The organism is Liquorilactobacillus hordei DSM 19519 (assembly GCF_019443985.1).
Lineage (GTDB): Bacteria > Bacillota > Bacilli > Lactobacillales > Lactobacillaceae > Liquorilactobacillus > Liquorilactobacillus hordei.
Window position 1 is genome coordinate 76,802 of sequence record NZ_CP049303.1, and the last position, 23,603, is coordinate 100,404.

General features: G+C 34.8%; 23 protein-coding genes and 1 pseudogene. 7 read left to right on the forward strand and 17 right to left on the reverse strand.

Annotation, left to right across the window (positions count from 1 at the left end; genetic code table 11):
• Positions 1-27 precede the first annotated feature (27 nt).
• A complete protein-coding gene (locus tag G6O70_RS01615; protein WP_157047950.1) occupies positions 28-345 on the reverse strand; it encodes a heavy metal-binding domain-containing protein in 318 nt (105 codons plus the stop codon).
• A gap of 370 nt (positions 346-715) precedes the next feature.
• Here G6O70_RS01615 and G6O70_RS01620 point away from each other — a divergent pair, with 370 nt between their 5' ends.
• On the forward strand, positions 716-1,978 hold the full coding sequence (locus G6O70_RS01620) for an ISL3 family transposase (RefSeq protein WP_219934280.1): 1,263 nt from the start codon (positions 716-718) through the stop codon (positions 1,976-1,978).
• Positions 1,979-2,055: 77 nt separating this feature from the next.
• Here the strand turns inward: G6O70_RS01620 and guaB are convergent, their stop codons facing one another.
• From guaB to G6O70_RS01660, 8 genes are all read right to left on the reverse strand, one after another.
• Entirely contained in the window at positions 2,056-3,540 is a 1,485-nt protein-coding gene (gene guaB / locus G6O70_RS01625) for an IMP dehydrogenase (protein WP_057870080.1), read from the reverse strand.
• Positions 3,541-3,927: 387 nt separating this feature from the next.
• Complete coding sequence (locus tag G6O70_RS01630) at positions 3,928-5,145, reverse strand: MFS transporter (RefSeq protein ID WP_373566427.1); 1,218 nt, start codon at positions 5,143-5,145, stop codon at positions 3,928-3,930.
• A gap of 542 nt (positions 5,146-5,687) precedes the next feature.
• Positions 5,688-7,460, reverse strand: a complete 1,773-nt coding sequence (locus G6O70_RS01635) for an oleate hydratase (protein ID WP_057870078.1) — start codon at positions 7,458-7,460, stop codon at positions 5,688-5,690.
• 286 nt (positions 7,461-7,746) lie between these two features.
• Positions 7,747-8,226: a hypothetical protein gene (locus tag G6O70_RS01640; protein ID WP_233419175.1), complete on the reverse strand. Its 480-nt coding sequence runs from the start codon at positions 8,224-8,226 to the stop codon at positions 7,747-7,749.
• Between the two features lie 157 nt (positions 8,227-8,383).
• Positions 8,384-9,202 carry an SPFH domain-containing protein gene (locus tag G6O70_RS01645; RefSeq protein WP_057870077.1) on the reverse strand — a complete coding sequence of 273 codons (819 nt, stop codon included), beginning with the start codon at positions 9,200-9,202 and terminating at the stop codon, positions 8,384-8,386.
• A 24-nt stretch (positions 9,203-9,226) separates the two neighbouring features.
• A complete protein-coding gene (locus G6O70_RS01650; protein WP_057870076.1) occupies positions 9,227-9,571 on the reverse strand; it encodes an Arc family DNA-binding protein in 345 nt (114 codons plus the stop codon).
• A gap of 76 nt (positions 9,572-9,647) precedes the next feature.
• Positions 9,648-12,539: a DEAD/DEAH box helicase gene (locus G6O70_RS01655; protein WP_057870075.1), complete on the reverse strand. Its 2,892-nt coding sequence runs from the start codon at positions 12,537-12,539 to the stop codon at positions 9,648-9,650.
• A complete protein-coding gene (locus G6O70_RS01660; protein ID WP_057870074.1) occupies positions 12,532-12,945 on the reverse strand; it encodes a (deoxy)nucleoside triphosphate pyrophosphohydrolase in 414 nt (137 codons plus the stop codon). Before G6O70_RS01660 ends, G6O70_RS01655 begins: the two co-directional genes overlap by 8 nt.
• A gap of 271 nt (positions 12,946-13,216) precedes the next feature.
• Between G6O70_RS01660 and lepB the strand changes: the two genes are divergently transcribed.
• On the forward strand, positions 13,217-13,813 hold the full coding sequence (lepB, locus tag G6O70_RS01665) for a signal peptidase I (protein ID WP_057870073.1): 597 nt from the start codon (positions 13,217-13,219) through the stop codon (positions 13,811-13,813).
• A 4-nt stretch (positions 13,814-13,817) separates the two neighbouring features.
• Here lepB and G6O70_RS01670 read toward each other — a convergent pair whose 3' ends face one another.
• Positions 13,818-14,195: a MerR family transcriptional regulator gene (locus G6O70_RS01670; RefSeq protein WP_057870072.1), complete on the reverse strand. Its 378-nt coding sequence runs from the start codon at positions 14,193-14,195 to the stop codon at positions 13,818-13,820.
• 87 nt (positions 14,196-14,282) lie between these two features.
• Between G6O70_RS01670 and G6O70_RS01675 the strand changes: the two genes are divergently transcribed.
• Positions 14,283-14,648, forward strand: coding sequence for a carboxymuconolactone decarboxylase family protein (locus tag G6O70_RS01675; RefSeq protein ID WP_057870071.1), 366 nt, complete (start codon positions 14,283-14,285; stop codon positions 14,646-14,648).
• Positions 14,649-14,797: 149 nt separating this feature from the next.
• On the opposite strand, the gene G6O70_RS01680 is transcribed toward G6O70_RS01675, so the two are convergent.
• Positions 14,798-15,424 (reverse strand): pyridoxamine 5'-phosphate oxidase family protein, encoded by a 627-nt coding sequence (locus G6O70_RS01680; protein ID WP_057870070.1) that lies wholly within the window; start codon positions 15,422-15,424, stop codon positions 14,798-14,800.
• Between the two features lie 127 nt (positions 15,425-15,551).
• Positions 15,552-16,739, reverse strand: a complete 1,188-nt coding sequence (locus G6O70_RS01685) for an MFS transporter (protein ID WP_057870069.1) — start codon at positions 16,737-16,739, stop codon at positions 15,552-15,554.
• A 144-nt stretch (positions 16,740-16,883) separates the two neighbouring features.
• On the opposite strand from G6O70_RS01685, the gene G6O70_RS01690 reads away from it, so the two are divergent.
• Positions 16,884-17,069: a hypothetical protein gene (locus G6O70_RS01690; protein ID WP_057870068.1), complete on the forward strand. Its 186-nt coding sequence runs from the start codon at positions 16,884-16,886 to the stop codon at positions 17,067-17,069.
• 101 nt (positions 17,070-17,170) lie between these two features.
• Here the strand turns inward: G6O70_RS01690 and G6O70_RS01695 are convergent, their stop codons facing one another.
• Positions 17,171-17,626, reverse strand: a complete 456-nt coding sequence (locus tag G6O70_RS01695) for a TetR/AcrR family transcriptional regulator (RefSeq protein ID WP_057870067.1) — start codon at positions 17,624-17,626, stop codon at positions 17,171-17,173.
• 133 nt (positions 17,627-17,759) lie between these two features.
• Between G6O70_RS01695 and G6O70_RS12415 the strand changes: the two are divergent.
• A pseudogene (locus G6O70_RS12415) lies at positions 17,760-18,204 on the forward strand (HXXEE domain-containing protein).
• Positions 18,205-18,810: 606 nt separating this feature from the next.
• The gene (locus G6O70_RS01705) at positions 18,811-19,299 is read left to right on the forward strand and encodes a GNAT family N-acetyltransferase (protein ID WP_057870066.1); all 489 of its coding nucleotides are present in this window, start codon (positions 18,811-18,813) and stop codon (positions 19,297-19,299) included.
• A gap of 152 nt (positions 19,300-19,451) precedes the next feature.
• Here G6O70_RS01705 and G6O70_RS01710 read toward each other — a convergent pair whose 3' ends face one another.
• The 4 genes from G6O70_RS01710 to G6O70_RS01725 form a co-directional block, all read right to left on the reverse strand.
• A complete protein-coding gene (locus G6O70_RS01710; protein WP_219934279.1) occupies positions 19,452-20,375 on the reverse strand; it encodes an IS30 family transposase in 924 nt (307 codons plus the stop codon).
• A gap of 89 nt (positions 20,376-20,464) precedes the next feature.
• On the reverse strand, positions 20,465-20,794 hold the full coding sequence (locus G6O70_RS01715; protein ID WP_083481964.1) for a helix-turn-helix domain-containing protein: 330 nt from the start codon (positions 20,792-20,794) through the stop codon (positions 20,465-20,467).
• A gap of 111 nt (positions 20,795-20,905) precedes the next feature.
• Complete coding sequence (locus G6O70_RS01720; protein ID WP_057870469.1) at positions 20,906-21,337, reverse strand: hypothetical protein; 432 nt, start codon at positions 21,335-21,337, stop codon at positions 20,906-20,908.
• Between the two features lie 74 nt (positions 21,338-21,411).
• Complete coding sequence (locus G6O70_RS01725; RefSeq protein WP_057870468.1) at positions 21,412-22,239, reverse strand: helix-turn-helix domain-containing protein; 828 nt, start codon at positions 22,237-22,239, stop codon at positions 21,412-21,414.
• Positions 22,240-22,410: 171 nt separating this feature from the next.
• Here G6O70_RS01725 and G6O70_RS01730 point away from each other — a divergent pair, with 171 nt between their 5' ends.
• Positions 22,411-23,148 carry a helix-turn-helix domain-containing protein gene (locus G6O70_RS01730; RefSeq protein WP_057870467.1) on the forward strand — a complete coding sequence of 246 codons (738 nt, stop codon included), beginning with the start codon at positions 22,411-22,413 and terminating at the stop codon, positions 23,146-23,148.
• Positions 23,149-23,603 lie beyond the last annotated feature (455 nt).

Consider the following 23,603-nt stretch of genomic DNA (forward strand, 5'->3'; position numbering starts at 1 on the left):
TCTCAATACATTACAGTGTCTATTATATTATTCTTCAATATACTTAACAGCTGTCCCATATGCAGCTACTGACTGCATATCCTGTCCAATTGAGCCTGAGTCAAAACGCATCATTACTACAGCATCTGCACCCATTTCCGCAGCATTTCCCCGTAATCGTTCAACAGAAACTTGGCGTGATTCTTCAAGCATTTTTGTATAGTCCTTAATCTCACCACCAACAATATTTTTAAGACCAGCACCAATATTACGAAATACATTCTTCGATTGTGTCGTAACTCCAAAAACTTCTCCCAAAACTGTATATTCTTTTCCAGGAATATTCTCAGTAGTTACTACTAGCATTTTTCCCATTTTTTTACCCCTTCCCTATTCAATAGAATTGTAACATATTCTATATACTACGGGGTATCAAGAGAAGCCCGACAGTACAAATACAAAGTCGGGAAAATTTGAGGGCTAACTTGAAATCATGAATACAGCACCTGCTTTACTATAAGTAATTCAAAGTTAAACAAATCTTTTTGGCTTATGGAACAAATGTTTGTATGGGGTAAATAAAGAGGCTGAGTCAAAAGTAACTTTTGACGGCTCTAAAATATTGGGTGTTGATGAACTTCCATCAACACCCAATTTTCATGTACAATAAAAGGACAAGTTCCCAAATGCACCACCACATACCAACCAAAGTAAAAGTAAAGGCAAGTGAGAAAACATGTCCCAAGACTATTCTATCGAAAATATACTTCAAATCCAAGACCCAAATATTAAATGTATCAGTATTGACAATTCTGATCCCAAGAAACAAGTCATTCATGCCAAATTAACTTATTCGATAAAGCGCTGTCCACTTTGTGGCCAATCCCAAGTAGTCCGTTTTGGAACTAATTTGATCAACGTCAGGATGCCACCTATCAAAGAACGACCAGTTATCTTAAAACTGCTTAAACAACGTTATCTGTGCAAAAGAGGGCAACATACTTTTAGTGCTGAAACGTCGCTAGTTAAACCACACTGTCAAATCTCAGAAGATACCAAACAGATGATTATTCTACAGCTTACTAAAGATCGTAGTATTACTGATATTGCAGAGGAATTAAATGTTTCACCAGTGGCAGTTAATCGAGTACTTGATTCATTAGCGATTCAGACTAAGACCGCCTTGCTTACCTTACCAACTACGTTGTGTTTTGATGAATTTCGCTCCACTGGTCATCAGATGAGTTTTATTGCCATTGATGGTGATACACATCGGCTAGTTTCTGTTTTACCTAATCGCCTTAATCGAAGTATCCAAAATCACTTTGAAAGTAACTATTCCTTAGCTGAACGTAGGAAAGTTAAACAAGTAGTTATTGATTTCAATGCACAGTATCAATCCGTAATTCACATAATTTTTCCAGAAGCAAAAGTTATCGCCGATAACTTTCATCTAGTTCAAATGGGACTCCAAGCACTGAACCAGACACGCGTACAGTTAATGCATCGATTCACTCAAAATTCACGAGAATATCGAGTTCTCAAACATCACTGGCGTTTATTTTTAAAAACTTATTCTGGCTTAAATCAACGTAAACCACAATGGTTTGCGCATTTAAAGAACTGGTTCACCCAAGAACAATTAGTCTGGCAAGGTCTTGAGTTAGATTCAACCTACCAACACACTTACTTCGTTGCGCATTCCCTAGTTGATGCCTTAAGAAAGCGTGATTATTTAAAGTTCATTAAAACACTAAATCGAGCTGACAAAGTCAGCCCACAGCTTGAAACTACAATAAAGACCTATCGCAAATATCTACCATTAATTAAAAACATGATGGCAAGCAACTATTCAAATGGCCCACTAGAAGGTGTTAATCGCAAAATCAAACAAATTAAACGCACGGCATACGGCTATAGAAACTGGTCACATTTTTACACCCGGATTAGAATTGAATTTACGATTCGAATAAAAAAAAGAAAACCAATTCGAAAATGAATTGATTTTCTTTTAAAAATTTCCCATCAACAGCGGTTGACAAAGAGCCCTTTTGACCCAACCTCTTCTTCAATATATTATTTACTGTAATTAGGTGATTCCTTGGTAATCTGAACATCATGCGGATGAGATTCACGCAAGCCAGCATTTGAAATCTGAATAAATTGTGCATCATCCTGCAATTCTTGCAAGTGTGCAGCACCAACATATCCCATTCCTGCACGCAAGCCACCAACAATTTGGTACACAATATCCGCAAGTGATCCCTTGTATGCGACACGACCTTCAATGCCCTCTGGGACAAGTTTGTTAGCTTCATTTACACTACCTTGGAAATAGCGGTCTGATGAACCATGTTTACTATCCATTGCTCCAAGACTACCCATACCTCGATAGGTTTTGAATCGACGTCCTTGGTATATTTCTGTTTCTCCTGGTGCTTCGTCTGTCCCAGCCAGCATACTACCTAGCATAACAGCACTTCCACCTGCAGCCAAAGCCTTGACCACATCACCAGAATATTTAATTCCACCGTCGGCAATGATTGTTTTCCCATATTCACGAGCGACACTTGCTGCATCATAAATAGCTGTAAGTTGAGGTACTCCAACTCCGGCCACAATTCGAGTTGTACAAATCGATCCAGGCCCAATTCCGACTTTGACTACATCGACGCCAACATCATAGAGTGCGCGTGCAGCTGCTGCAGTTGCGACATTTCCTGCAATCAAAGTAGCCTTTGGAAAATGCTCACGAATCTCACTGATTTTGCGAATTACTCCTGCAGAATGACCATGAGCTGTATCAATTACAATCGCATCAACCCCTGCATCCAATAAAGCAGCAGCACGATCAAAAGTATCACTAGTAACACCGACTGCAGCTCCCACAAGTAAGCGACCATGCTCATCTTTTGCTGCATTCGGAAATTCAACAACTTTTTCAATATCTTTGATTGTTATTAGACCTGTTAACTTACCATCTTTATCAATCATTGGTAATTTTTCAATTTTGTGTTCTTGCAGAATTTCTTCTGCTTTTTTCAAAGATGTTCCCTCAGGTGCTGTTACAAGATTTTCTTTAGTCATTACACCATCGATCTCGACACTACGATCTGAAACAAATCTTAAATCACGGTTAGTAATAATTCCGACAAATTTTCGATTTTGCAATGTCTCAACAATTGGAACACCACTGATCCGGTATCTTCTCATTAAATCTTCTGCTTCTGCAACAGTATTCGATGGAGTTAGGAAGAATGGGTCAATAATTACTCCACTTTCAGAACGTTTAACCTTACGAACTTCGTCAGCTTGTTGTTCAATCGTCATATTCTTATGAATGACACCCAAGCCACCTTGGCGAGCCATTGCGATTGCGGTTGCCGACTCAGTAACTGTATCCATTCCTGCACTTATAATCGGGATATTTAACTTAATATTTTCTGCAAGTTGCACCTTCAAATCAACATCATTTGGTAAAACATGACTTTCAGCTGGAATTAATAAAACATCGTCAAACGTAAAACCTTTTTTCGCGAACTTGGTATCCCAATTAGACATTACAAAAACGCTCCTTTAAATTTATTTTTATTTTCTAAAATACAAAATATTCTTAATAAAATCAAGCATTCTCATGTATTTATTAGAATATTGTTGCTAAATAAACCTTCTTTAGCTTTTAACTTAGGAGTGAGTCATAAGTCAGGAAAGTTTGAGGATTAACTCAAAATTACGAACACAGCACGTACTTTGCTGTAAATAATTCGAAATTAAACGAATTATTTTGGTTTACAGAACATGTTTATACGAAAAAATAGAGAAAGGGGCTCAAAATTCAACTTTTGCCCCTATCTCAAGCTTAAACTTATATTCATTAATTAATACTATCCGTCAGACTTCTTAGCACATGATTTTCTTTACTAAAAAATAGTTCAGATAATTCACAGCCTACTTATCTAACTTCGAATGTTTCGATGTCTCAAGCATTCTGACATAAACAATCAAGCTAACAAAGACCGCTGCTGATACATAATAAAAGAACCAGCCTTCATGATTAATTGTTTTCAGCCATAAAGCAACATATTCAACTGTCCCACCAAAGATTGCTACTGTTAATCCATAAGGCAATCCAACGCCTAAAGCTCTGATTTCTGTTGGGAAAAGTTCAGCCTTAACAACAGCATTAATTGACGTATATCCACTTACAATCATGAGACCTGCCAGCATTAATACAAAGACACTGAATGGACTATCAAATAGCTGTAACCCCTTAAAAATCGGTACTGTTAACAATGTACCTAGAATTCCAAACCAGTATAGCAGTGGCTTGCGGCCTATCTTATCTGAAAGATGTCCAAATACTGGTTGCATGATCATAAAGATTAAAAGTGCCAAGAAATTAATCTCAGTAGTTAATCTTGTTGGTAGCCCTAAACTATTAATCATATATTTTTGCATATAAGTAGTATATGTGTAAAATGCAATTGTTCCACCAAATGTCAATCCAATAACAGTCAATACTTGACCTGGATATTTAGCCAATTGTTTTAAGGTCCCTTTCTTTTTACCACTCTTTGCTGCTGCCTTAAATTGATTGGTCTCATCCATTGACAATCTTAGATATAACACAATAACTGCACCTAAGGCTCCTACAACAAATGGTATTCTCCATGCCCATGCCGTCAATTGAGTATCATTGAAGAAATACTGTAATAAAATCTGGACAATCAATGCAAGCAGCTGACCACTAATCAAAGTAACATATTGAAAAGACGCATAGTAACCTCTCCGATTTGAACTTGCCATTTCTGAAAGATATGTTGCAGAAATCCCATATTCACCGCCTAGAGAGATTCCTTGTACTAGCCGAACCAGTACTAAAATAATAGGTGAAAGAATTCCGATTGTCTTATACGTTGGAACAATTGCAATAATAAGTGAGCCACAGGCCATAATCACGACAGACAGTGTTAAGGCCGACCGTCGACCATGCTGGTCTGCAAATTTTCCCATTATGAAGCTCCCAAATGGTCTCATCAAGAAACCTACAGCAAAGACCGCAGCAGCACTCAATAATTCAACTGTTTGGTTATTGCTTGGAAAAAACGAATTTGCAAAATAAATGGCAAAAGATGCATATATGTACCAATCAAACCATTCAATCATGTTGCCTAAAGAACCTTTGATTATATTACTTGCAATTTTCCTTTCTTTTTTCTTATCCAAAGTTATCCCCCCTATGTCAGCTCTGAAAAGCTTGTAATGGGACTAATTATCGCACTTATCATCCCTCTTTGCATCTGCTCAAGCTCTAAGTTAGTTTTACCATGTTATGTCAACAAATGCCGATTTTACAAGGATTTGCATAAAAAAGAGAGTTTTTTGAATATCCCCTTCTTTTCTTTTAAAACCCAACTAGCTTTTTTACTATCTTTTTCAACGATAAACATCCCAAAAAAGTTATTATATTAAATTAAAATTAGAAAAGATTTAAACGAAGACTGTACAAAAGTGGATGACATAAGTCGGGAAAACTTACGTGCTAACTCAAAATTACGTATGTAGCTAGAGCCTTGCTATGAGTAATTCGAAGTTAGACGGAAAATCTTGACTCATGTAAACATATTTATCCAGAATAAAAAGAAAGGTGGGATCAAAATTTAATTTTTTGCCCACCTCTATAAGTTTTTTATCCGACTTTCAATTTTTTACAATAGTTTAGCTTCTTCTAATAGCTCTGCAAGCCATGTTTTTTTCAATTTTGAGATCCCAACTTTTTTCACCAATCCAGGAATTGGTAAAGAAATCTCATCTAATCGTTTTTTATCATTCAAATAATATACTGCTTTTAGTAATTCACGAATATCATAGATTGAATTGAAGACTTCTGGTACACCTCTTTCAACATCTAAAAGCATGTACACTGCCTCCATTGCAGTTCTCACAGAATACTCTGTCGTGAAAACAGTATCTCTCGTTGGTGATTCAGCAAAATTACCAATAAAAGCCAAGTTTACTGATCCTTCTGGTACAACATCCGGTCGGTCGCCTTTTTGTCTTGGCATAAAGTAAGAAGTAATGAATGGCATGTATACAGGTACCGTATTGATTGACTCTTGTGCAGCCAATTCAGCTATTTTAAATTCTGGAACTCCTAGATGGTATAAGAACTCTTCTGTAATCTCTTTTCCTGAACAATCGACAATCCTCTTATGAACATAATTACCCTCAGTATCTGAATAAAGGCCATAAATCCAAACTGTAGTTTCATTTTCTGATTGCTCTTTAAAATGTGGCTGCCTATGAATCGCAAAACTCATGAGCCAATTAGAATCTGTAATTGTGATTATTCCACCAGTATTCACTTTATTATCATGTAAATCACGTTTTGTTAATCGTTCAATGTACGGTTCAACAGCTGCATTACTAATAGTAGCTGTTGCAGAAACAAACCAGCTTTTTTCTGGTAAGTCTTGATAAAACACTTTAGGATTTCCAAAATCTGCTGATTGTTCAGCTAAGCTTTCCCATAATTTCCAACTTCCACCTAACTTTGTTGTAATGGGTGCAGCAGTATTGTGATCCCCATAAGTTGTACTTTCTGTAATTGAACCATTCGTTACGAAGACTAAATCATTTTCAGTAAGAGATATTTCATTTTTTTGTCCAGCAACTGTTAACAATAATTTTTTAGCAGTTTTCTTTCCATCTGTAAAGTCAACTTGGATATTATCAACAGTCGTACTGTATTGTACATCCACATCATGTGACTTCAAATATGCAAGAATTGGTTTTACCATTGATTCATATTGATTGTACTTATTGAATTTAAGTGCCTTAAAATCTGGTAATCCGTCAATATGATGAATGAAACGCATCGTATATCTTCTCATTTCAACTGCTGAATGCCACTTTTCAAAAGCAAACATTGTGGCCCAATAAGTCCAAAAATTGCTTTCAAAAAATTTAGCTGAAAAGAAATCTTCAATTGTTTGTGTTCCTAACTTACTTTCAGGCGTCATGACTAGTTTAATTAGTTCATTCGATGATTTATCCAAAGTATATTCACCATCATTTGGAACTCGATTACCACGATCATATATCAATCTGCAGTTCGAGGAATTAGGATCATCTTTGTCTAACCAATAATACTCGTCTAAGTACGATGCCCCCTCTATCTCAAGAGATGGGATCGAACGATACATATCCCATAAACATTCAAAATGATTTTCCATTTCACGACCGCCACGAGTAATAAAGCCAACATTCGGGCGCTTAGCTCCATCCAAGGATCCACCCGCAAGTGGCAATTCTTCTAGCAAATGAATATGCTCACCTTTCATGTGTCCATCACGAATTAAGAAAACAGCAGCCGCTAGCCCCGCTAAACCTGCTCCAACGATATAAGCCTGTTTCTGATCAACATTAGCTGGTTTTCTTGGTCTGGCAAAAGCTTCATAATTCCCATTAGAATAATACATTGTAATCATCCCTTCTTATGAACTGGTATACAAGTAAAGAGTACTCCTTAACTACAATAATTCAAAATAGAAAGACTTTCAGGTGTTTACCGTAATCCAAGAGATCAATGTGATGCAATTATTTATGTAAAAATACAATTAGCTGCTTGCAAAGAAATCATTTACTAACATTCTTTATCTTAATCATATAGGCAAAAAAATACCCCCAAAGTTTTTACTTCAACTTTAGGAGTACTCATTACAGATATTTTTTAATTATCTAAATCTATAATTTTAATATTTTTATTTATGATTTTTTTCTAAATCTTTGAAAAAGAATTACCATTAAAAAAACAGGTGCAAATAAAATAAAAAGGATGCTCATAAATAAACATTTTGCTATGCTATATACCCAATTTAGCGAGCTATCATAAGATTGGGTGTACGGCGTTGTGTACTCCCACGGATTAACATAAACCCCATTAGAAGACCACTTTTTATCCTTTTGTTGATGTGCCATTTCTTGATGATATGTGTCTAATGCTTTTCCACGATACGATGAGTCATTCTCAGTAGAAATAAACCAACTATTATAATAAAGCCTAAGAAAAGGTAATACAGCTGTAGTTACAAAAAAGTACAGATCTAAGAAATTAAACTTGTAACGTAAAGTTGAAATATCCAAGTGTTCTAGATAAAACAAAACTATAAGAAGACATGCTCCACTAGTTATTGTATACCCTAGTAATCTAAAAACAATTTTGATTATTATAATTACCTGTTTCATAAATACTCACCCCTTGCCTAAGGAGCAGCTCACATTGCAGTAAAGGAATTCATCATCTTTATCTGATAAATCTCCAGCAATTGACAACAACCATAATCTCATCTTTTACAAATATTGAATAGCAACTACATTCAACATTATCCAATAACTAATTCGTTTAGATATTATTTTCCTGATCCAACATCTTCTTGATAACTGGGACCTGTCCCAAAGTCGTTACTTCATCTTTTGACATAACTACTAAATTAGTCTTTGATTGTGCTAATTCAGTAAATGCATGAATACTTTGATCCTTGAAATAATTCTCGCTAACGGCTGTCAAGCTTTCTTGAACTTTATTAATGCGATAATTCTCCGCATCAGCCTGTGTTCTAGTAGCCTGAGCTTGTGCTTGCGCTGTCTCTACAAGAGCACGATTGCGCGCATCTGTTGTCAACTTGATATTTTGTGCTTCCCCTTGAGCACGTGCAATTGTCGCAATTCTCTCACGGTCAGCGGTCAATTGCTTATCCATTGCTTCTTGGATAGAAGTTGATGGTGTCAACTCATCAATATTTACTCGATCAACATTAATTCCGTAAACATTAGTTAAATCACCAATTGCAGCTGCTAGATCTGCATTAATCTTGGATGTTGAACCTAGTGCATCTGTCAATTCGAGGCGTCCAATAATATCACGTAAATGACCTCTTACTAATTGTGCCATTGATTCAACTGAATCGGTATTCTCATAGACATACTTCTTTGCATCCGTAACATGATAGTTCAGTGTAACACTTGCTTGAATATCTGCATTATCCTTTGTAATCACAGAGTATTGTGACAATTGCAATGGACGCATTGCCAGATTAACTGTTTGAATTCTCTGAAAAATAGGAATATAAAAGTGTAGTCCTGCATCAACATTACGACTGTACTTTCCCAAAGTCTCCACAAGTCCTTGACAATTTTGTCGTACGATCTTTATTCCGAACATTTGAATTCCCCCTGTACTCGTAATTTAATGTACCATTGGGCGTAGTGTCAAAATATTCCCATTAGCCTCAATTACGATATAATTTATTTTCGAATCGAATTCCAGATTACTTTCAATCAAATAACGATAATAAATACCGTTGACCTGAACAAGTCCATTATCTGGATCAATTTGCCGATTTTCGACAACTTGTCCGATAAATTGCCGATTTTCTAATGAAACAGTTGACTGCCTCTTCCCATTTAAAAAATCTTCAATGATTGTCTGCAACAAGCTATTCACACTGCGGTTTTGTTCCTTCGCTTTTGCTTCAAGTCTGACTTTCAATTCCTTAGGTAACCTCAATAAAAAAGTCGCTATATCATCCACTGGACTCACCTCACAATCTTTCCATCTATCGATAACGCTATGATATCATATTAATATCACAAAGCAATAGTTTTTGTTACATTTTTGTAATATTTATAAAATGACTATATTTTATCGGTTCATCTAACTTCAAATTCATCGAAACAACAGCTTTAGGTCGGTTACTACCTCGGCTAATCATTTGTTCTTTTACAGAATCTAAGACAACTTGAGCGCTGCCTAGATAGTAGAATTTCTTGCCCTCTGCATCATTTTTCTTAAGAAATAACTGTATTTGCACCTTAAACTTATCATTTTCATCTCGCTCCAGTAATTGCTGAACCTCTTTTGAATCAATGTGTCTTGGGCTTCTCGTGTACCATTTAATTAATCCAGTATTAAAGAATTCATTCTCGTAACGCGCACTTCGATTCTTTGCGGGATCATCCTTTTCATAGGTGATAAAGATAGGACATACATCCGTTCCCACCCGGTAACCATACATTGGAGCACTGACATCTTTTTTCCAATTTAAAAGTCGACAAACATCTTTGCGAGAATACTTCTGATAGTATGTGAAGGGTTGTTCAGATTTAAAATTGGTTGCTTTATAAAGTCCAGTTGCAATGACATCCACAAATAAATTCTTAAAATCATTTGATTTTTGTAAACTTTCGCTAATTGCAGAATTTAACATGTACTCTCCATGTGAATGCTCCACAATAGCTTTTTTTCCATATTTCTCAGCCTTATTCTCCCTCCCAGATTTAATATCAAAAAAGTTCAGGCTCAAAATATCCTCAACCGATTGCATTACAGCTGCATCTAAATAGCAATTATTTTGTTGTAGGCTTTCTATGAAGTCCTCATCTTTCACCTTTTTTTCTAACAGCATCTTTAATAATAAGAGTTCATGTTTCCTCATCCCGTTAACTAATTCCTTAGTTACAAAGCTCAATACTTGATCTTCGTACTCAGTTAATTCAACTTGTTCTTTCATTTTATACAAAAAGCTTGCGTAATTGTCGAGCTGGTTGTTTTCAGCAAAAACTTCTGCATCAATGCCACCGTATTTTTGGAAATCCAGTAATAAAGGAATTCTGCCCAACTTTTGTTTAAGATCCTGATAGTCTGAACGTAAAGTTGCGAAAGCATCTAGTTTCGCAACTTGAATTGCATCATATATTTGTTGTCTTGCAACTTCTGTAAAATTAATAGTAGACAAGCCTAGAACTGGTTGTAATGTCAGGTCTGAACGGGCATTATCTTTGCTGCGTGAAATGTCTCCCGTTAATGCTGTAGGAATTAAATAATTATTCTTATAGTTTCCGATGAAATCAATAATTGTTAAAAACTCTTTACCAGCATACTTACGTAGTCCTCGGCCTAATTGTTGAATAAAGACAATACTAGATTGCGTGTTTCTGAGCATCACAACTTGATTTAGACAGGGAATATCAATTCCTTCATTGAATATATCTACTGTCACGATATATTCGATTTGATCATGCTCAAGCTGAGCAACAACCTGATTGCGCCGCGCAATTGAATCACTTCCATCTAAACTAATTGCTGGATGTCCATTCTTCGTCAAAAGCAGAGCGATTTCTTTTGACTCAAGTACATTACTACAAAAAACAAGTCCATGAACTTGTTTACCTGAATATCCATAATATTCAAGTTGTTTTAGCACATAAGCAATACGTTCTTTTGCAACTAATAATCTTAGCGGTGCTTTATCATCGATTAACTTACCATCATATTCATAATCTTGCAGTCCCACGTAATGAAATGGTGTCAGCATCCGCTCTTTCAAAGCATCTCGCAACCTAATCTCATAAGCAATATTATAATCAAACAGTTGATAAATACTGAAGTCGTCTGTTCTCTCAGGTGTCGCTGTCATTCCTAAACAAAAAGCTGGGGTAAAATAATCTAAGATGCGACGATATGTCTCAGACCCACTCCGATGTGCCTCATCAATCAATAGATAATCAAATTGATTTGGAGCAAAACTATTTAAAATATCTGTCTTGGAGAGTGTTTGCAAAGTCGCAAATAAATATTTGGCTTGTCTTTCATTCCGATTACCCGATAAGATTCCATAGTCACTATCTTTCCCACCCAATACACGCTTAAAACTATCAAGTGCCTTTTGTAGAATTTGTTCACGGTGAACTACAAATAACATCTTATTTGGATTAACTTGTTTTACATCAAGTGCAGCTAAAAATGTTTTCCCTGTACCAGTTGCAGAAATTACCAAACCTCTTCTTTCGTTTGTTGCACGCAACTTTGCTAATTCAATTAGTGCTTCTGTCTGCATCCTGTTAGGAACAATCTTTGATTTTTTTCTAACATCAATTGAGTCAATCATTGTGTGCGTTTTCTGGGCATCTTTATAGACATAACGGTATTCTTCAATCCATTGATTAGTGAGCTTGACTGCTTGTTGCCACTCAACATCAAATTGTTTCATAATCTGTTTAGTTACCGCACCCTCTTTGAGTGCTGAAAAATGCAGATTCCATTCGACGTTGCGCAGTAATGCCGCCCGTGTCAAATTTGAGCTACCAATGATCATCGAATAGTAGTTATCATGTTCAAAAAGATAACCTTTAGCATGAAAGCCTTCTTGCGTAACAATTTTAACTGTGATATTTGGAATCTTAAGTAGTTCCTCAAAGGCCTTCGGCTGATTAAATGCCAAATAATTTGAAGTCAGAATTTTTCCCGAGATTCCCTTAATCGCCAAATCAGCTAAAATTACCTTCAGCGGCGTTAATGCATCTTCAGTAATGAATGCCAGTGCAAAAGAAAAACTCCGACAAGTCTGTAATTCATACCTAATATGTTCCCACATCGTGTCATTGGGTTGATTACTTACCAGTTGCGGTAGCAATTCACTAGTAGCCCCGGCTTGACTATCATCTAAGAATCCAACTGTTGCTGCCAGCAAAACATTCTGTTTGATCTCTTCATTATTCATTAAATTCCACCTTGTTTAAATCCCATTGATTTAATCCATTGAGTACTTTTTGATTTGCAGGTAACCATTTTTTACTTGCTAATTGCGAAAATGATAGCCATGCGTATTCCTCGTAAATCTTAGGACTAATCATCTTATCTTTTAATTGTGCAAAGTAAAAATGCAATTTTACATTACCAAATTCATATTGATATGTATACGCTGGTACTACCATTGGACCAATAGCAGCTTCTGCTCCAATTTCCTCCGTTACTTCTCGCTTTAGTGCTTGTTTTACTTCTTCGTTTTTTTCAACCTTACCACCTGGAAATTCCCAGTAACCTGCAAGACTCTTAGACCTTCTTTTACCGATAAGCATCTGCTTTTTCTCATTTAAAATCACTGCGCAGACAACCTCTATACTCATTTATTCTCACCTTAAATTCTGATAGTTTCTAATTGAATTACGTCTCTTTTTCCTAAACATAAAGATATTCTAATTTCATATTGCATAATATCATATTCCAAATAACAGTAGTTACAATAATAGTTTTCCCGTAACTAGACAAACAGACAGAATGTAGCCTAGAATTAAAGAAAGAACTCGTGCATTTAATATTTTTCTATAAAGCTTAAAATTACATGAAAAATTTGAATTTAGAACCCTAATTTATCCAGTCGTAAGGAGGAAAAAGTCAGTGTCTGCTTTTAAAAGTATTATGAGTTGGGTATGGCCTATCTTAGTTGGCTTGCTCATTGCTTTTGTCGTTAAGACCTTTTTATTTAGCTTTGCCAATGTTGTTGGAGACTCCATGGCTCCTAATCTACAAGCAGGGGAACGAACTGCTTTATTAAAAGTCGCAAAAATCAAACGCGATTCAATCATTATTTTCAATGCTTATGGTGTCGATACTCAGGAGCCTAATGTTACTCCTAAAACTAAATATGTTAAGCGGGTGATTGGGTTACCAGGTGATAAAATCGAGTATAAAAATAATGGCAAATTATATGTAAATAATAAACTGGTTTCACAGTCATATATCTCTAAAAAGCAACAAAAAAGTGGGACATTAACACTTTCGACCGCTTTATCACCTGCTTCAGGAGTAACCTTAGGCACAAATAAGAGCTTTTTTGTTCCAAAAGGTAAGTATTTTGTTCTCGGTGATAATCGCAAAATCTCAAACGATAGCCGCTATTATGGCTTTGTCCCAAAAGAAAAAGTTCTTGGTGTAGTAAAAGCTTTTATTTGGAATAAACACCATAAGTTAATCAACTCTTTCAATAGTAATTAACCAGCTAAGATTTCTTATAACTATCTTGCAACTGTGCATAATATCTTTTTTTATTCTGTAAGAAGTCAATGTGTGTCTGAATTTCCTGTTGCTGTGCATGCAATATTTGTTCTTGTTGTTCCAAGATACTTATTCTTTCCTTAACTGTTTCATCTCCTTGTTCTCGTAGCTTAGAATATTCAATAATTTTTGCCAATGGCATTCCAGTTGCCTTTGCGCGGCTAATAAATTCAATCCATCGCAAGTCTTTGTCCTTAAAAACACGGTAGTTATTATCATTGCGTGCAGGTTTCAGAAGACCTAAGTCCTCATAATAGCGTAATATTGGAATTGAAAGCCCCGTTATACTTGAAATTTCAGAGATTTTATATGTTTTAATCATCTTATAACTTCCTTTTAAAAATTCTACTTGCTATCAAGTCAACTTGATAGTTTATAGTGATTTTATCACATAGAAGGAGGAATTATTTTGGATAAATATGAAAATGGATTACAGATACGCGAGGAAGTTATTGGACGAAAAGCAAGCCAGTTAGTAACGGACAGCTTAGCAGACATTGCTCCTATTCTAAACCAAAAAACACTTTTGGCTTTTGATGAAGCAAAAACCCGAGGTATCTTAGATATGAAGCAGCGAGAAATGATTACAATTACTACATTACTGACACAAGGTGATACACCCAGCCAGCTTCGCATCCATATTCAAGGTGCCCTAAATGTAGGAATGACACGTGATGAAATAATCGAAACTTTCGTTCATTGCTTACCTTATGTTGGTTTTCCGAGAGTACTAAATGCAGTTTCAGTTGCTAGAGAGGTTTTTAATAAAGATTAAAAAAGTGATAAAAGACTGAACCAAAGTGAAACACCCCATAATATCTAGATCTCAAAAAATCTAATTATTATGGGGTGTTTTTTATAAGCAAATATATAAATAAATTTAAAGTTCATGCTATTTTTTTGAATTTCAAATAGATCTTTAGATTATGAAAATGTTACTACTAATGGACTAGATTGAAATGATTCAATTAAAGCCGAGTGAATAGTTAATTTGATAATAACATTATTCTTGAGATCTTCGGATAGTTCTTTTATCTCTGGATGGATAGCCATTTCGGTAAGCATTTCATTACCCTCAATAATTTCTGGCTTAATATTATTTGAGCTAATTCTTATTCCTGTTTTCCTATCAAACCAAGTTGTGATTGCTGCGGCTTTATTTTGAATAATATTCCTAACACGGTTTGTCTTACTATCAGTCATGATATAGAAAATATTATCCTCTGTTCTTGACTGCTTAAAAGTAATGACACTTGAAGTTACTCTATTATTTTCGGAAACCGTGGATAAAACAATGATATTATCCAATTTACTCAAAGCATTATTAAATTCACTATTACTTTTAGAATTTCCATTCTTACTAAACTTTTTACGTTGTTTAAGAATTGTCAGTAAAGTTAGAGGGATTACTAAAATAATATAACCTACCACAGATAAGGCAAGGGATTGTACGAAGTATCCTTTAATGTCCAAGTAAGAAACCACCAACATTGCTATAAAAATTGTCAGTAAAAATATTAAAAATAACTGGATAAATCTTTTGGCGTACATCTTATATCACCTCCCATTTTTTAATTGGACTCAAACTTATCAGAATTAAATATAGAAAATATCGAAGTATCTTTGTCTATTTTAACATCAATTATGTTCAATAAATTAATTGTATTTAAACAAAGAGTCATTCCTTATTTAATGGTGAAAATTTAGCCCCTACCCCTGTTAAAGTTCGCAAACTACCTGCCAATAAAATAACTGTAAACATTGATTGACCATGTGCCAGTAACATCCCACCAAACCATGACCCAACAGGAATTGAAGCATATGAAACCATGCGTGTAACTGAAACAACTCTTCCCAAAATCTGTTTTGGAACTGTCCTTTGTCTTAAAGTAAAGTAAGTAATGACATTAATTGTTCCAAAAAAGCTAATAATACCTAAGATAATACCAATATAAAGATAGTTAGTACTTGCTAGTAAGAGTAAAGTGCTCAAACCAGCAAAAATAGTGCTAAATGATAATAAAACACCCGCTTTAAAATGATTGACAATCCTGCTGCCAACCATTCCAGCAATTAAAGAACCAATGCCTCCGATTGACATCGTTAGAGTTGCCTCAAAAAGTGGATAATTCAATAGCTTAGTCATATAGTAAATAAAGTTTGCTTCAAACATATTCAATGCAAAGTTAGTAAAAAGAAACATAACTGAACCACTAAAAATTACTTTTTCGCGCAAACTATAGCTAGCTCCTTCAATAACATCAGTAATTAACTGCTTAATTACAAGTCCATTCTGAACTGTTTTACCTGTAATTCTTGGAAGTCGCGTCAATATTACTGCAGTTAGTAAAAACGAAAAAAGATCAATCCACAAGGCATTATAGTCACCCAATAATGTTACCAGTGATCCACCCATTAATGGGCCCATGATTGATAATGTATTATCAATTGTCTGAATAGTTGCATTGGCTTCAGCGAATTTTTTATCTTCCACTATTTCTGGAATGATACTCTGAAAGCTCGGATGGATTAATGGATCAATGGACGATAAAACAAAAACTGCCGAGTATAAGAGAACAAAATTAATCTGTTTTTCCATTAAAATGAACAACAATACTGGCACAACCAATGCAGCAAACATATTTCCAATTATCAGAATTTTCTTTTTAGCATAATTGTCAGCCAGACTACCACCCAATAATGAAAAAATAATCCACGGAATAAACGAGACACCAAAGGTAGTAGCCGCATGATAAGCAGAACCCGTTTTGGAAAGAATAATAATAGGTAATGCTAGCCGATATAACCAATCTCCAATCGACGAAATTAAAAAGGCTATACAAAGATAATTAAAATTAACCCGAATTGCTAGTTAATTTCATTGGAAAATAACTAGCAATTCGGGTTTAATAAGGCATATACATTAGTCAATCATCTGGAAAATTATTTTGGTAATCGTAATAAAGATTACTACCACAAAACACGTCTTTTTAATTTAAAAGAACTAACCTTGTATTTACTAGGACAAAAAGAAGCTGGTCTTAAATTACTAAAAAAAGCTAATTTAATTACTTTCTTAACGGATCACGAGGTAAGTTTCCTAAAAAATGAAAAAATATACCTTGCGAAGTATCTAACTGCACAAGAACTAACTGAAGTTTTTGACTTCTCACAGATTTCTTACCTGAAAGAGTAGTTACTACTTATTCATCTGAAATGCAATTTCCTTCAATGCACCATTTAGCGCTTCACTGATTTGCTGTGGATTCTCAGGCAAGTTGTCCTTAAAAAGGGTATCTAAGAGTACACAAAATCCACCAATTGAGTAGATAATTGCGTAATAATATTGACTATCTGACTTTTTTGTCTCCACGGAACTCTGATGTCCAAAAGCATATCTGCAATCTTTGAAATATGACGAGTTAGTAGTGGAACAAGTAAATTATTGCGGGCTAGTATCACTACTCTCTGGCGATGTGGCCAAAGAAAGTTGATAACACGTCTAGAGATATCTTCTGGTTTCATTGGTAACCCTAATAAATACTTCTGATAACTATTTAAATATTTTGCTAACATTTCATCCAAAATAGATGTCTTACTACCAAAATATCGATAATAGGTTCTTCGTGAATATCCCGATTCCAAAGTTAACTGCTTGATTGTAGTGTCTTCGAATTGTTCATGCTCAAGCAAACAAAATAATGCATCAACGAACGCGTTTTTTGATTGCTCAATCATCTTATCTCTAGTCATGGCACAATCTCCCTTTTTTATGGCACATACGTTACTTATATTTATTATGCATGAAAATCATAATACACTACAAGTATAGGAGGTTAACAAAATGACAATCTGGTCTTCGTACTGGTTATTACCATTATTATTTATGTTTCATGATTTTGAAAAATTGGTTTTTGTACCCTATTGGCTGCAAAGAAACGATCCTACTATTTATGGTCGAACCTTATTTGGTGGAGTTAAACGTTCAGACATCTTATCTGCTGGGATTTGGGAAGAGTTATGTATTTACTTAGCACTCTCTGCCAGCGCGTACTGGTTCAATTATCCGCTCTTAATAATTGCTGCCAACGCTACCATATCTCTTTCATCTCATAATGCACATCGGCTTTTCGCTGATTAAACACACATATGTCCCTGGCGTTGTAACAGCCCTTATTGAAATTCCTGTGACCATTGCCTATTTACTTATTCTAATTGAACTAACATACTCACCGTTTTGGCAATGGCTACTTGTTATCTTTATAATGTTTGGTTTCTTCATAGGTAATCTCAAACTTATCCATCGGCTAATGGCCAAAGTAAATAAGTGATGTGTTTTAAAAAACTTGGGCATGCAAACTGGTTCTTAGAACTCTCGCCTAAATTCAAGTTGTTCATCGTAAAAATCGAATATAAATAAAGGCAGTATTAATGTCCTTCCTTTTTTACCTAAAAAAGATATAATTACTAAAAAGGGGGATTTGCCGTTATGAGTGAAATTATTAACTTAATTGGTTCTTTAATCGGTTCCTTTGCGAGTGGCTTGATGACTAAAATACATGGTGAAGAAAAATAAAGGGGAGTGTGATATAAGTCGAGAAAATTTGAGTACCAACTCGAAATTAGACGGAGAATTTTGACTTATGGAACACGTTTATACGAAATAATTAGCGAGGTTGAGTTAAAATTTAACTTTTGGCACAGCCCCAGCCACATTTTTCTTAACCATCCTATTTATGGTGTCCTTCAATGAAACAAAAAAACTTTCTTTGATAATTTTTCTGGTTGTAACCAAGAGATGTTATCATTGGAAGTTTTTTTACCTAAGAATAATTTAGCAATTCTATCCATCCATAAAAAATTATCTATTCAAACCATCTCTCAGAAAGAATATACTTGATCTAACTATTATCTTATCAATTAGGAGGTTATGAATAATGATTATTCAACGGATTTTCAAGGAGACAGATGCCACTGCAGTTGCTGCTCTGGTCAAAAAAACTATGTTAACCACTAATATTAAAGACTATACCAAGGAGTACTTGGAAAATGATTTAAAAAAGCTGACTGCTTTAGCATTTATTGAAAGGGCTAAATATTTTCATTGCTACGTATTCTCAGATAGTACTGCTGAAAATAAAATTGTCGGTGTGGGGTCAATTGGAGCTTACTGGGGTAAAAAAGATGAAAGTAGTCTCTTCAATATTTTCGTGTTACCAGAATATCAAGGCCAGGGAATTGGCAAACAAATCATTCAAACATTAGAACAAGATATATTCTTTAAAAGGGCTAAAAGAATTGAGATTCCAGCTTCAATTACAGGACTAAAATTCTATCAGAAACTGGGGTATTCCTTTAAAAATGGGATTGATACAATTGATGACGAAGGATTATATCGACTTGAGAAATTTAATCGGACTAAATAAGTTAAATACTTCTTATATTTTGTTGTACGATTGATCAACGAGACCTACCAATTTTAAATCAAATTTAGGGAGAGGTTCAATTATGGATATTAAAATACTAGATTCAAATGATTTTTTATCTTGGCAGATTGCAAGAAATAACTTGAACAAATTTAGTAACGCAGATTACGCAAAAAGATCTCAATCGGTGTTCGCCAATTTAAACATTTGAGTGGTCGGGAATTCAAATACCAGTTAATTTGAATCAATTCATCATCGGTAATCTCATCAATCGGTTGACCTTTGGGAATGAAGCGGCGTAGTACTCGGTTGCGATTTTCATTACTGCCTCGTTCATGTGGCGAATAAGCGTGCGCAAAGTACAGCGGAACACCGGCCTGTTCTTCAATCAAATTGTAGTTGGCGAATTCTTTCCCATGGTCAACAGTAAGGGTCTTGAGATTATCTCCTAACTGGTTAGCCAATTCTAAAATAGCCTTGGTCATTGAAGTACTATCTCGTCCATTAAGCCGTTTAACGATGGTAAGCCGACTCTTACGCTCGACAAACGTAGCTACTGCTTGACCTTTACGTTTTCCAGATAAAACTGTATCAGCTTCGAAGTGACCTGAAGTATTACGATCAGAAATTTCAGCTGGACGATCTTCGATGGAACGTCCATGACTAAAACTACCACGGGTTTCTTTAGCTCGTTTGCGACGAATACCATGGTCAGGTAAATCAGTCACATTAATATCCAGTAGTCCCTGATCAATCCAGTTATAGATGGTTTTGTAGGCAATTCTAACTACATGAGCCACTTGTTCAATTGACCATTTTTGGATCTTGATTTTTTCTTCAATCAAGCGCTTTAGGTTAGTCGTTAAGATGGTTTTACGACCACGATGACTAAGTTTAACTTCATGGTCAGTTTGAGCCTTAACTGCGTGATACTCACCAGCTAAGCGATGAACCTCATTAAAGATAGTGGTTTTACTAAGGCCTAAATAATCGGCAATATATTGAAGTGAGTGCTTTTCATGATGAAGTGTTTCGATGACAACGCGGTCTTCAAATGATAAAATAGTGGTGCCCATAAAGGTCCTTCTTTCTAGTGGAATGTTGTGGTGACACCATTGAAGACCTTTATGGGTTTTTCTGTCCACTAATATGTTCAACTTAAATTTTACAATCTACCTACATTAAACAAATTTCCTAGTAAAACTACAAGTAAGATTAAATCAATTAATATGAGATTACGGCGAACTGGTCTCAGTTCTTCTGAAACTTCTTTCTTCTCTAAGCTTTCACGCATCCCTACATCCTCCTTCAATAAAATATCTAAAGAAATATGGTAATAATCGCTTAATTTGATAAGACTCGAAATATCAGGATAAGTCTTCTCATTCTCCCAGCTAGAAATAGTTTGTCTTGTAATAAAAAAATCATTTGCGACTTGTCCTTGGGTCAAATCCATTTCTATCCTTGCTTGTTTTAATCGCTCACCAAATTTCATTAAATCTCCTCCTATATTCACTCTTAATTGTGCCTATACAAAAAGAAAAGGGCAAGCAAAGATTCATTGCTTCTCCTTTTCTTCTTGTTAAACTTCTAATTATCACTAAGCTTAAGAATTTTTTCTTACAATCCCACTTTCTATAAAAGCAACTAAATTGTTCAAATTGGTATTAAATGAATACTTGGCAATTGGTACTAATAATTTTAAAGGCAAGAAAATATCTGTTTGCTTTTCTACATAGACATCTTCTTGAATTGTTGTTTGCCCAGCTTGACCTGACAACAAAAAGACAATTTGATACTCAAGTCTGCCACCCTTACTATCATATATCACACTATTATTACCTTTTTCTACTGTAATAGTTTCTTGTTGATTCAAAGCAGGTTTTGCTCGCGTAATACTAAAATCATGCTTTTTCTTATCAACTGTTGTGATTTCTGGAATCCATTTCAGCAAGTTCTCAGGTTCTTCTAACAACCGCTTGACCTCTTCTATCTCTGCGCTAACTAAAACAACATTTGAAAATAATTTTTGATCCATAATCAAGACCTCCTCATAAGTATGGTCTTAATTTAGCGTATCTTGATAATTTTTAAAAATCAGAATACTGATATTTAGAAATCATCAAAGACTTTTTCAGCAAAAAGATGCTTGAAAAGATTACTCCGTTTCTGTGCTTCCAACTCTTGATCCAAGTCTTCACTTTTTTTCGCAATTTGTGCGAGAAGTCTATAACAATTAGCGAGCATATAATGAGAATTATGGCTAGTGCTGAATTTAATACCTGCTTGAATCCACTTTAAAGACTCCTTGGTATCATCTAACTCTAAATAAATTAATGCCGCAAGGTAAAAAACAATATTTAGATTTTCCTCATAAAATGCCTTATCAATTTTTTCAGTTGCTTGTTTCAAAAAATCTAGTGCTCGTGTTTTTTGGCCGGCTTTTGCTTCTGTCAAAGCTAAGGAAATAAGAGCCACTCGAGTTAGCGTTGTTACAGTCAACTGTTCTTCGCCACTGGCAATCGCTAATTGCAGATTTTGTCTAGCTTTATCCCAAGTTGTATCCACATGCAAACAAGCAACACCCAGATAATAGTAATATGCTTGTGTTTGAGTGGCGGTTTGAACTTGATCAAAAGTTGCAGAATTCACTAAAAAAGTCTTTAGTTCAACATATCGATGTTGATTACATAAATAAGAAAGTTTATCATTAAAATTTTGACTGCTAGAAATATTAAAATCACTCGCTAAGCTGATATCATTCAGACTAATTGACAATTTCTCACAAAGCGCTAGTAATAATGCTGCATTCGGAATATATTTTCCATGCTCAATTGCAGATAACATTGATTGTGAGCAAATATTATCTGCAACCTCTTTTTGAGAAAGTTTTTGTTCTCTGCGAATTTTCTTCAAAGAGATTCCAAGTTGACTAATCATATCTGCCTCCAACTATAATTGAAACTCATTATCTTTTTCGAAATCATTGTACCATACCTCTCCTCGCAATCATTTAGAAGCTACACCAAAATAATTGCAAATGTAACATGATAATTGCGTTACATTTAAGTAATTTGGTATTAATTTAAATCTATCAAGGAGGTTATATCTGTGGAATTCCATAATATTTTACGCAATAAAAGAAAAGAAGCTAATCTAACTCAACAAGAACTTGCAGATCAATTACACGTCACACGGCAAACTCTCTCTCGCTGGGAGAACAACTTAAGTTATCCAAATCTTGACACGCTCATCCAACTCGGTGAAATTCTTGATATTCCTCTTGATAATTTACTTAAAGGTGGAGAAAATCAAATGGTTACAAAACTTAGTAATGATGTTAGGAACAAGAGAAAATACGGGCTTTATTTGCAAATAATTTTTATTTTCTTAATTTTATTAATTACCTGGCTTGCAATCTTAGGATATGGTCGAGCTACCCAAAATCAGTGGATTGATTTCTCTAATCCATTCTTGAAAACCCAATATGGCTATGCAATATTACCCGGGAAAGTTCCTGAGAAAAAGCAATGGTCAGATGTCATTGATGCAGGAAGTAAGCATAGTCACAAGGAACTTATTTCTGTTCCGCAAAAAGTTGACGCCTTTGTTTCCGATGATCCTTTTGGAAGCGGAGGTTGGCTCAAGTTCAACACTGGCAGGTACAATAAAAATGAACGTTGGGCACTCGTTGCTCATAAGGGTTCTTATGTCTATTCTATTCGCTTATTGTCTTATAAACAGATTCCTCTTTTGATGCGTGAACAAATAGGCACTTCATATCTTTCATATGATTCAAAAAACGAACCCCGTCTAGCCAAAAGATTCACTTGGTGGCCCTTTAATTAATCATTCTTATTTGTTTTTTAATAAAAGCTCTACTAAAATAACCATAAAATTTCAAAAAAATAGGCTAAACTTGGAGTGAAGATTTATATTAGAGTATATTTTTATTTTCTAATCCTAACTAAGGTGGTTTTGCCGTTGAATAAATATCTCTTTAAGTTAACTCATTTTTCTTTACTTCAATTTTTCATATTATTTTTACGTAAACTTTCATTTAAAAATCAGCAAATTTGTACATTATTAAAAAAGTTCAGTCTCCAAAATAAAAAGTTACCCTCTTACGAACAAGCTGTTCACAAATAAACAAAATTGCATAATTATTATCTTTATCAACTCTCTCTCGCAAAAATTGTTTCATCATAACTCCTTTTAGTCCACATTTCAGTATTAGTTTTAATGTATGAAAATATCTTAGTTGAACTTTTACACCTAAAAGTTGAGTATTTCATTACATTTCT

Excerpts from the sequence above, each read along its gene's own strand:
- G6O70_RS01640 (WP_233419175.1), bottom strand. The coding sequence starts at position 8,226 with ATGAAACAGGTAATTATAATAATCAAAATTGTTTTTAGATTACTAGGG.
- G6O70_RS01680 (WP_057870070.1), bottom strand. The coding sequence starts at position 15,424 with ATGTACGCCAAAAGATTTATCCAGTTATTTTTAATATTTTTACTGACA.
- G6O70_RS01635 (WP_057870078.1), bottom strand. The coding sequence starts at position 7,460 with ATGTATTATTCTAATGGGAATTATGAAGCTTTTGCCAGACCAAGAAAA.
- G6O70_RS01630 (WP_373566427.1), bottom strand. The coding sequence starts at position 5,145 with ATGATTGAATGGTTTGATTGGTACATATATGCATCTTTTGCCATTTAT.
- G6O70_RS01615 (WP_157047950.1), bottom strand. The coding sequence starts at position 345 with ATGCTAGTAGTAACTACTGAGAATATTCCTGGAAAAGAATATACAGTT.
- G6O70_RS01645 (WP_057870077.1), bottom strand. The coding sequence starts at position 9,202 with ATGTTCGGAATAAAGATCGTACGACAAAATTGTCAAGGACTTGTGGAG.
- G6O70_RS01725 (WP_057870468.1), bottom strand. The coding sequence starts at position 22,239 with ATGATTAGTCAACTTGGAATCTCTTTGAAGAAAATTCGCAGAGAACAA.
- G6O70_RS01660 (WP_057870074.1), bottom strand. The coding sequence starts at position 12,945 with ATGAGTATAGAGGTTGTCTGCGCAGTGATTTTAAATGAGAAAAAGCAG.
- guaB (WP_057870080.1), bottom strand. The coding sequence starts at position 3,540 with ATGTCTAATTGGGATACCAAGTTCGCGAAAAAAGGTTTTACGTTTGAC.
- G6O70_RS01695 (WP_057870067.1), bottom strand. The coding sequence starts at position 17,626 with ATGACTAGAGATAAGATGATTGAGCAATCAAAAAACGCGTTCGTTGAT.
- G6O70_RS01620 (WP_219934280.1), top strand. The coding sequence starts at position 716 with ATGTCCCAAGACTATTCTATCGAAAATATACTTCAAATCCAAGACCCA.
- G6O70_RS01720 (WP_057870469.1), bottom strand. The coding sequence starts at position 21,337 with ATGGATCAAAAATTATTTTCAAATGTTGTTTTAGTTAGCGCAGAGATA.
- G6O70_RS01705 (WP_057870066.1), top strand. The coding sequence starts at position 18,811 with ATGATTATTCAACGGATTTTCAAGGAGACAGATGCCACTGCAGTTGCT.
- G6O70_RS01655 (WP_057870075.1), bottom strand. The coding sequence starts at position 12,539 with ATGAATAATGAAGAGATCAAACAGAATGTTTTGCTGGCAGCAACAGTT.
- G6O70_RS01710 (WP_219934279.1), bottom strand. The coding sequence starts at position 20,375 with ATGGGCACCACTATTTTATCATTTGAAGACCGCGTTGTCATCGAAACA.
- G6O70_RS01715 (WP_083481964.1), bottom strand. The coding sequence starts at position 20,794 with ATGAAATTTGGTGAGCGATTAAAACAAGCAAGGATAGAAATGGATTTG.
- G6O70_RS01670 (WP_057870072.1), bottom strand. The coding sequence starts at position 14,195 with ATGATTAAAACATATAAAATCTCTGAAATTTCAAGTATAACGGGGCTT.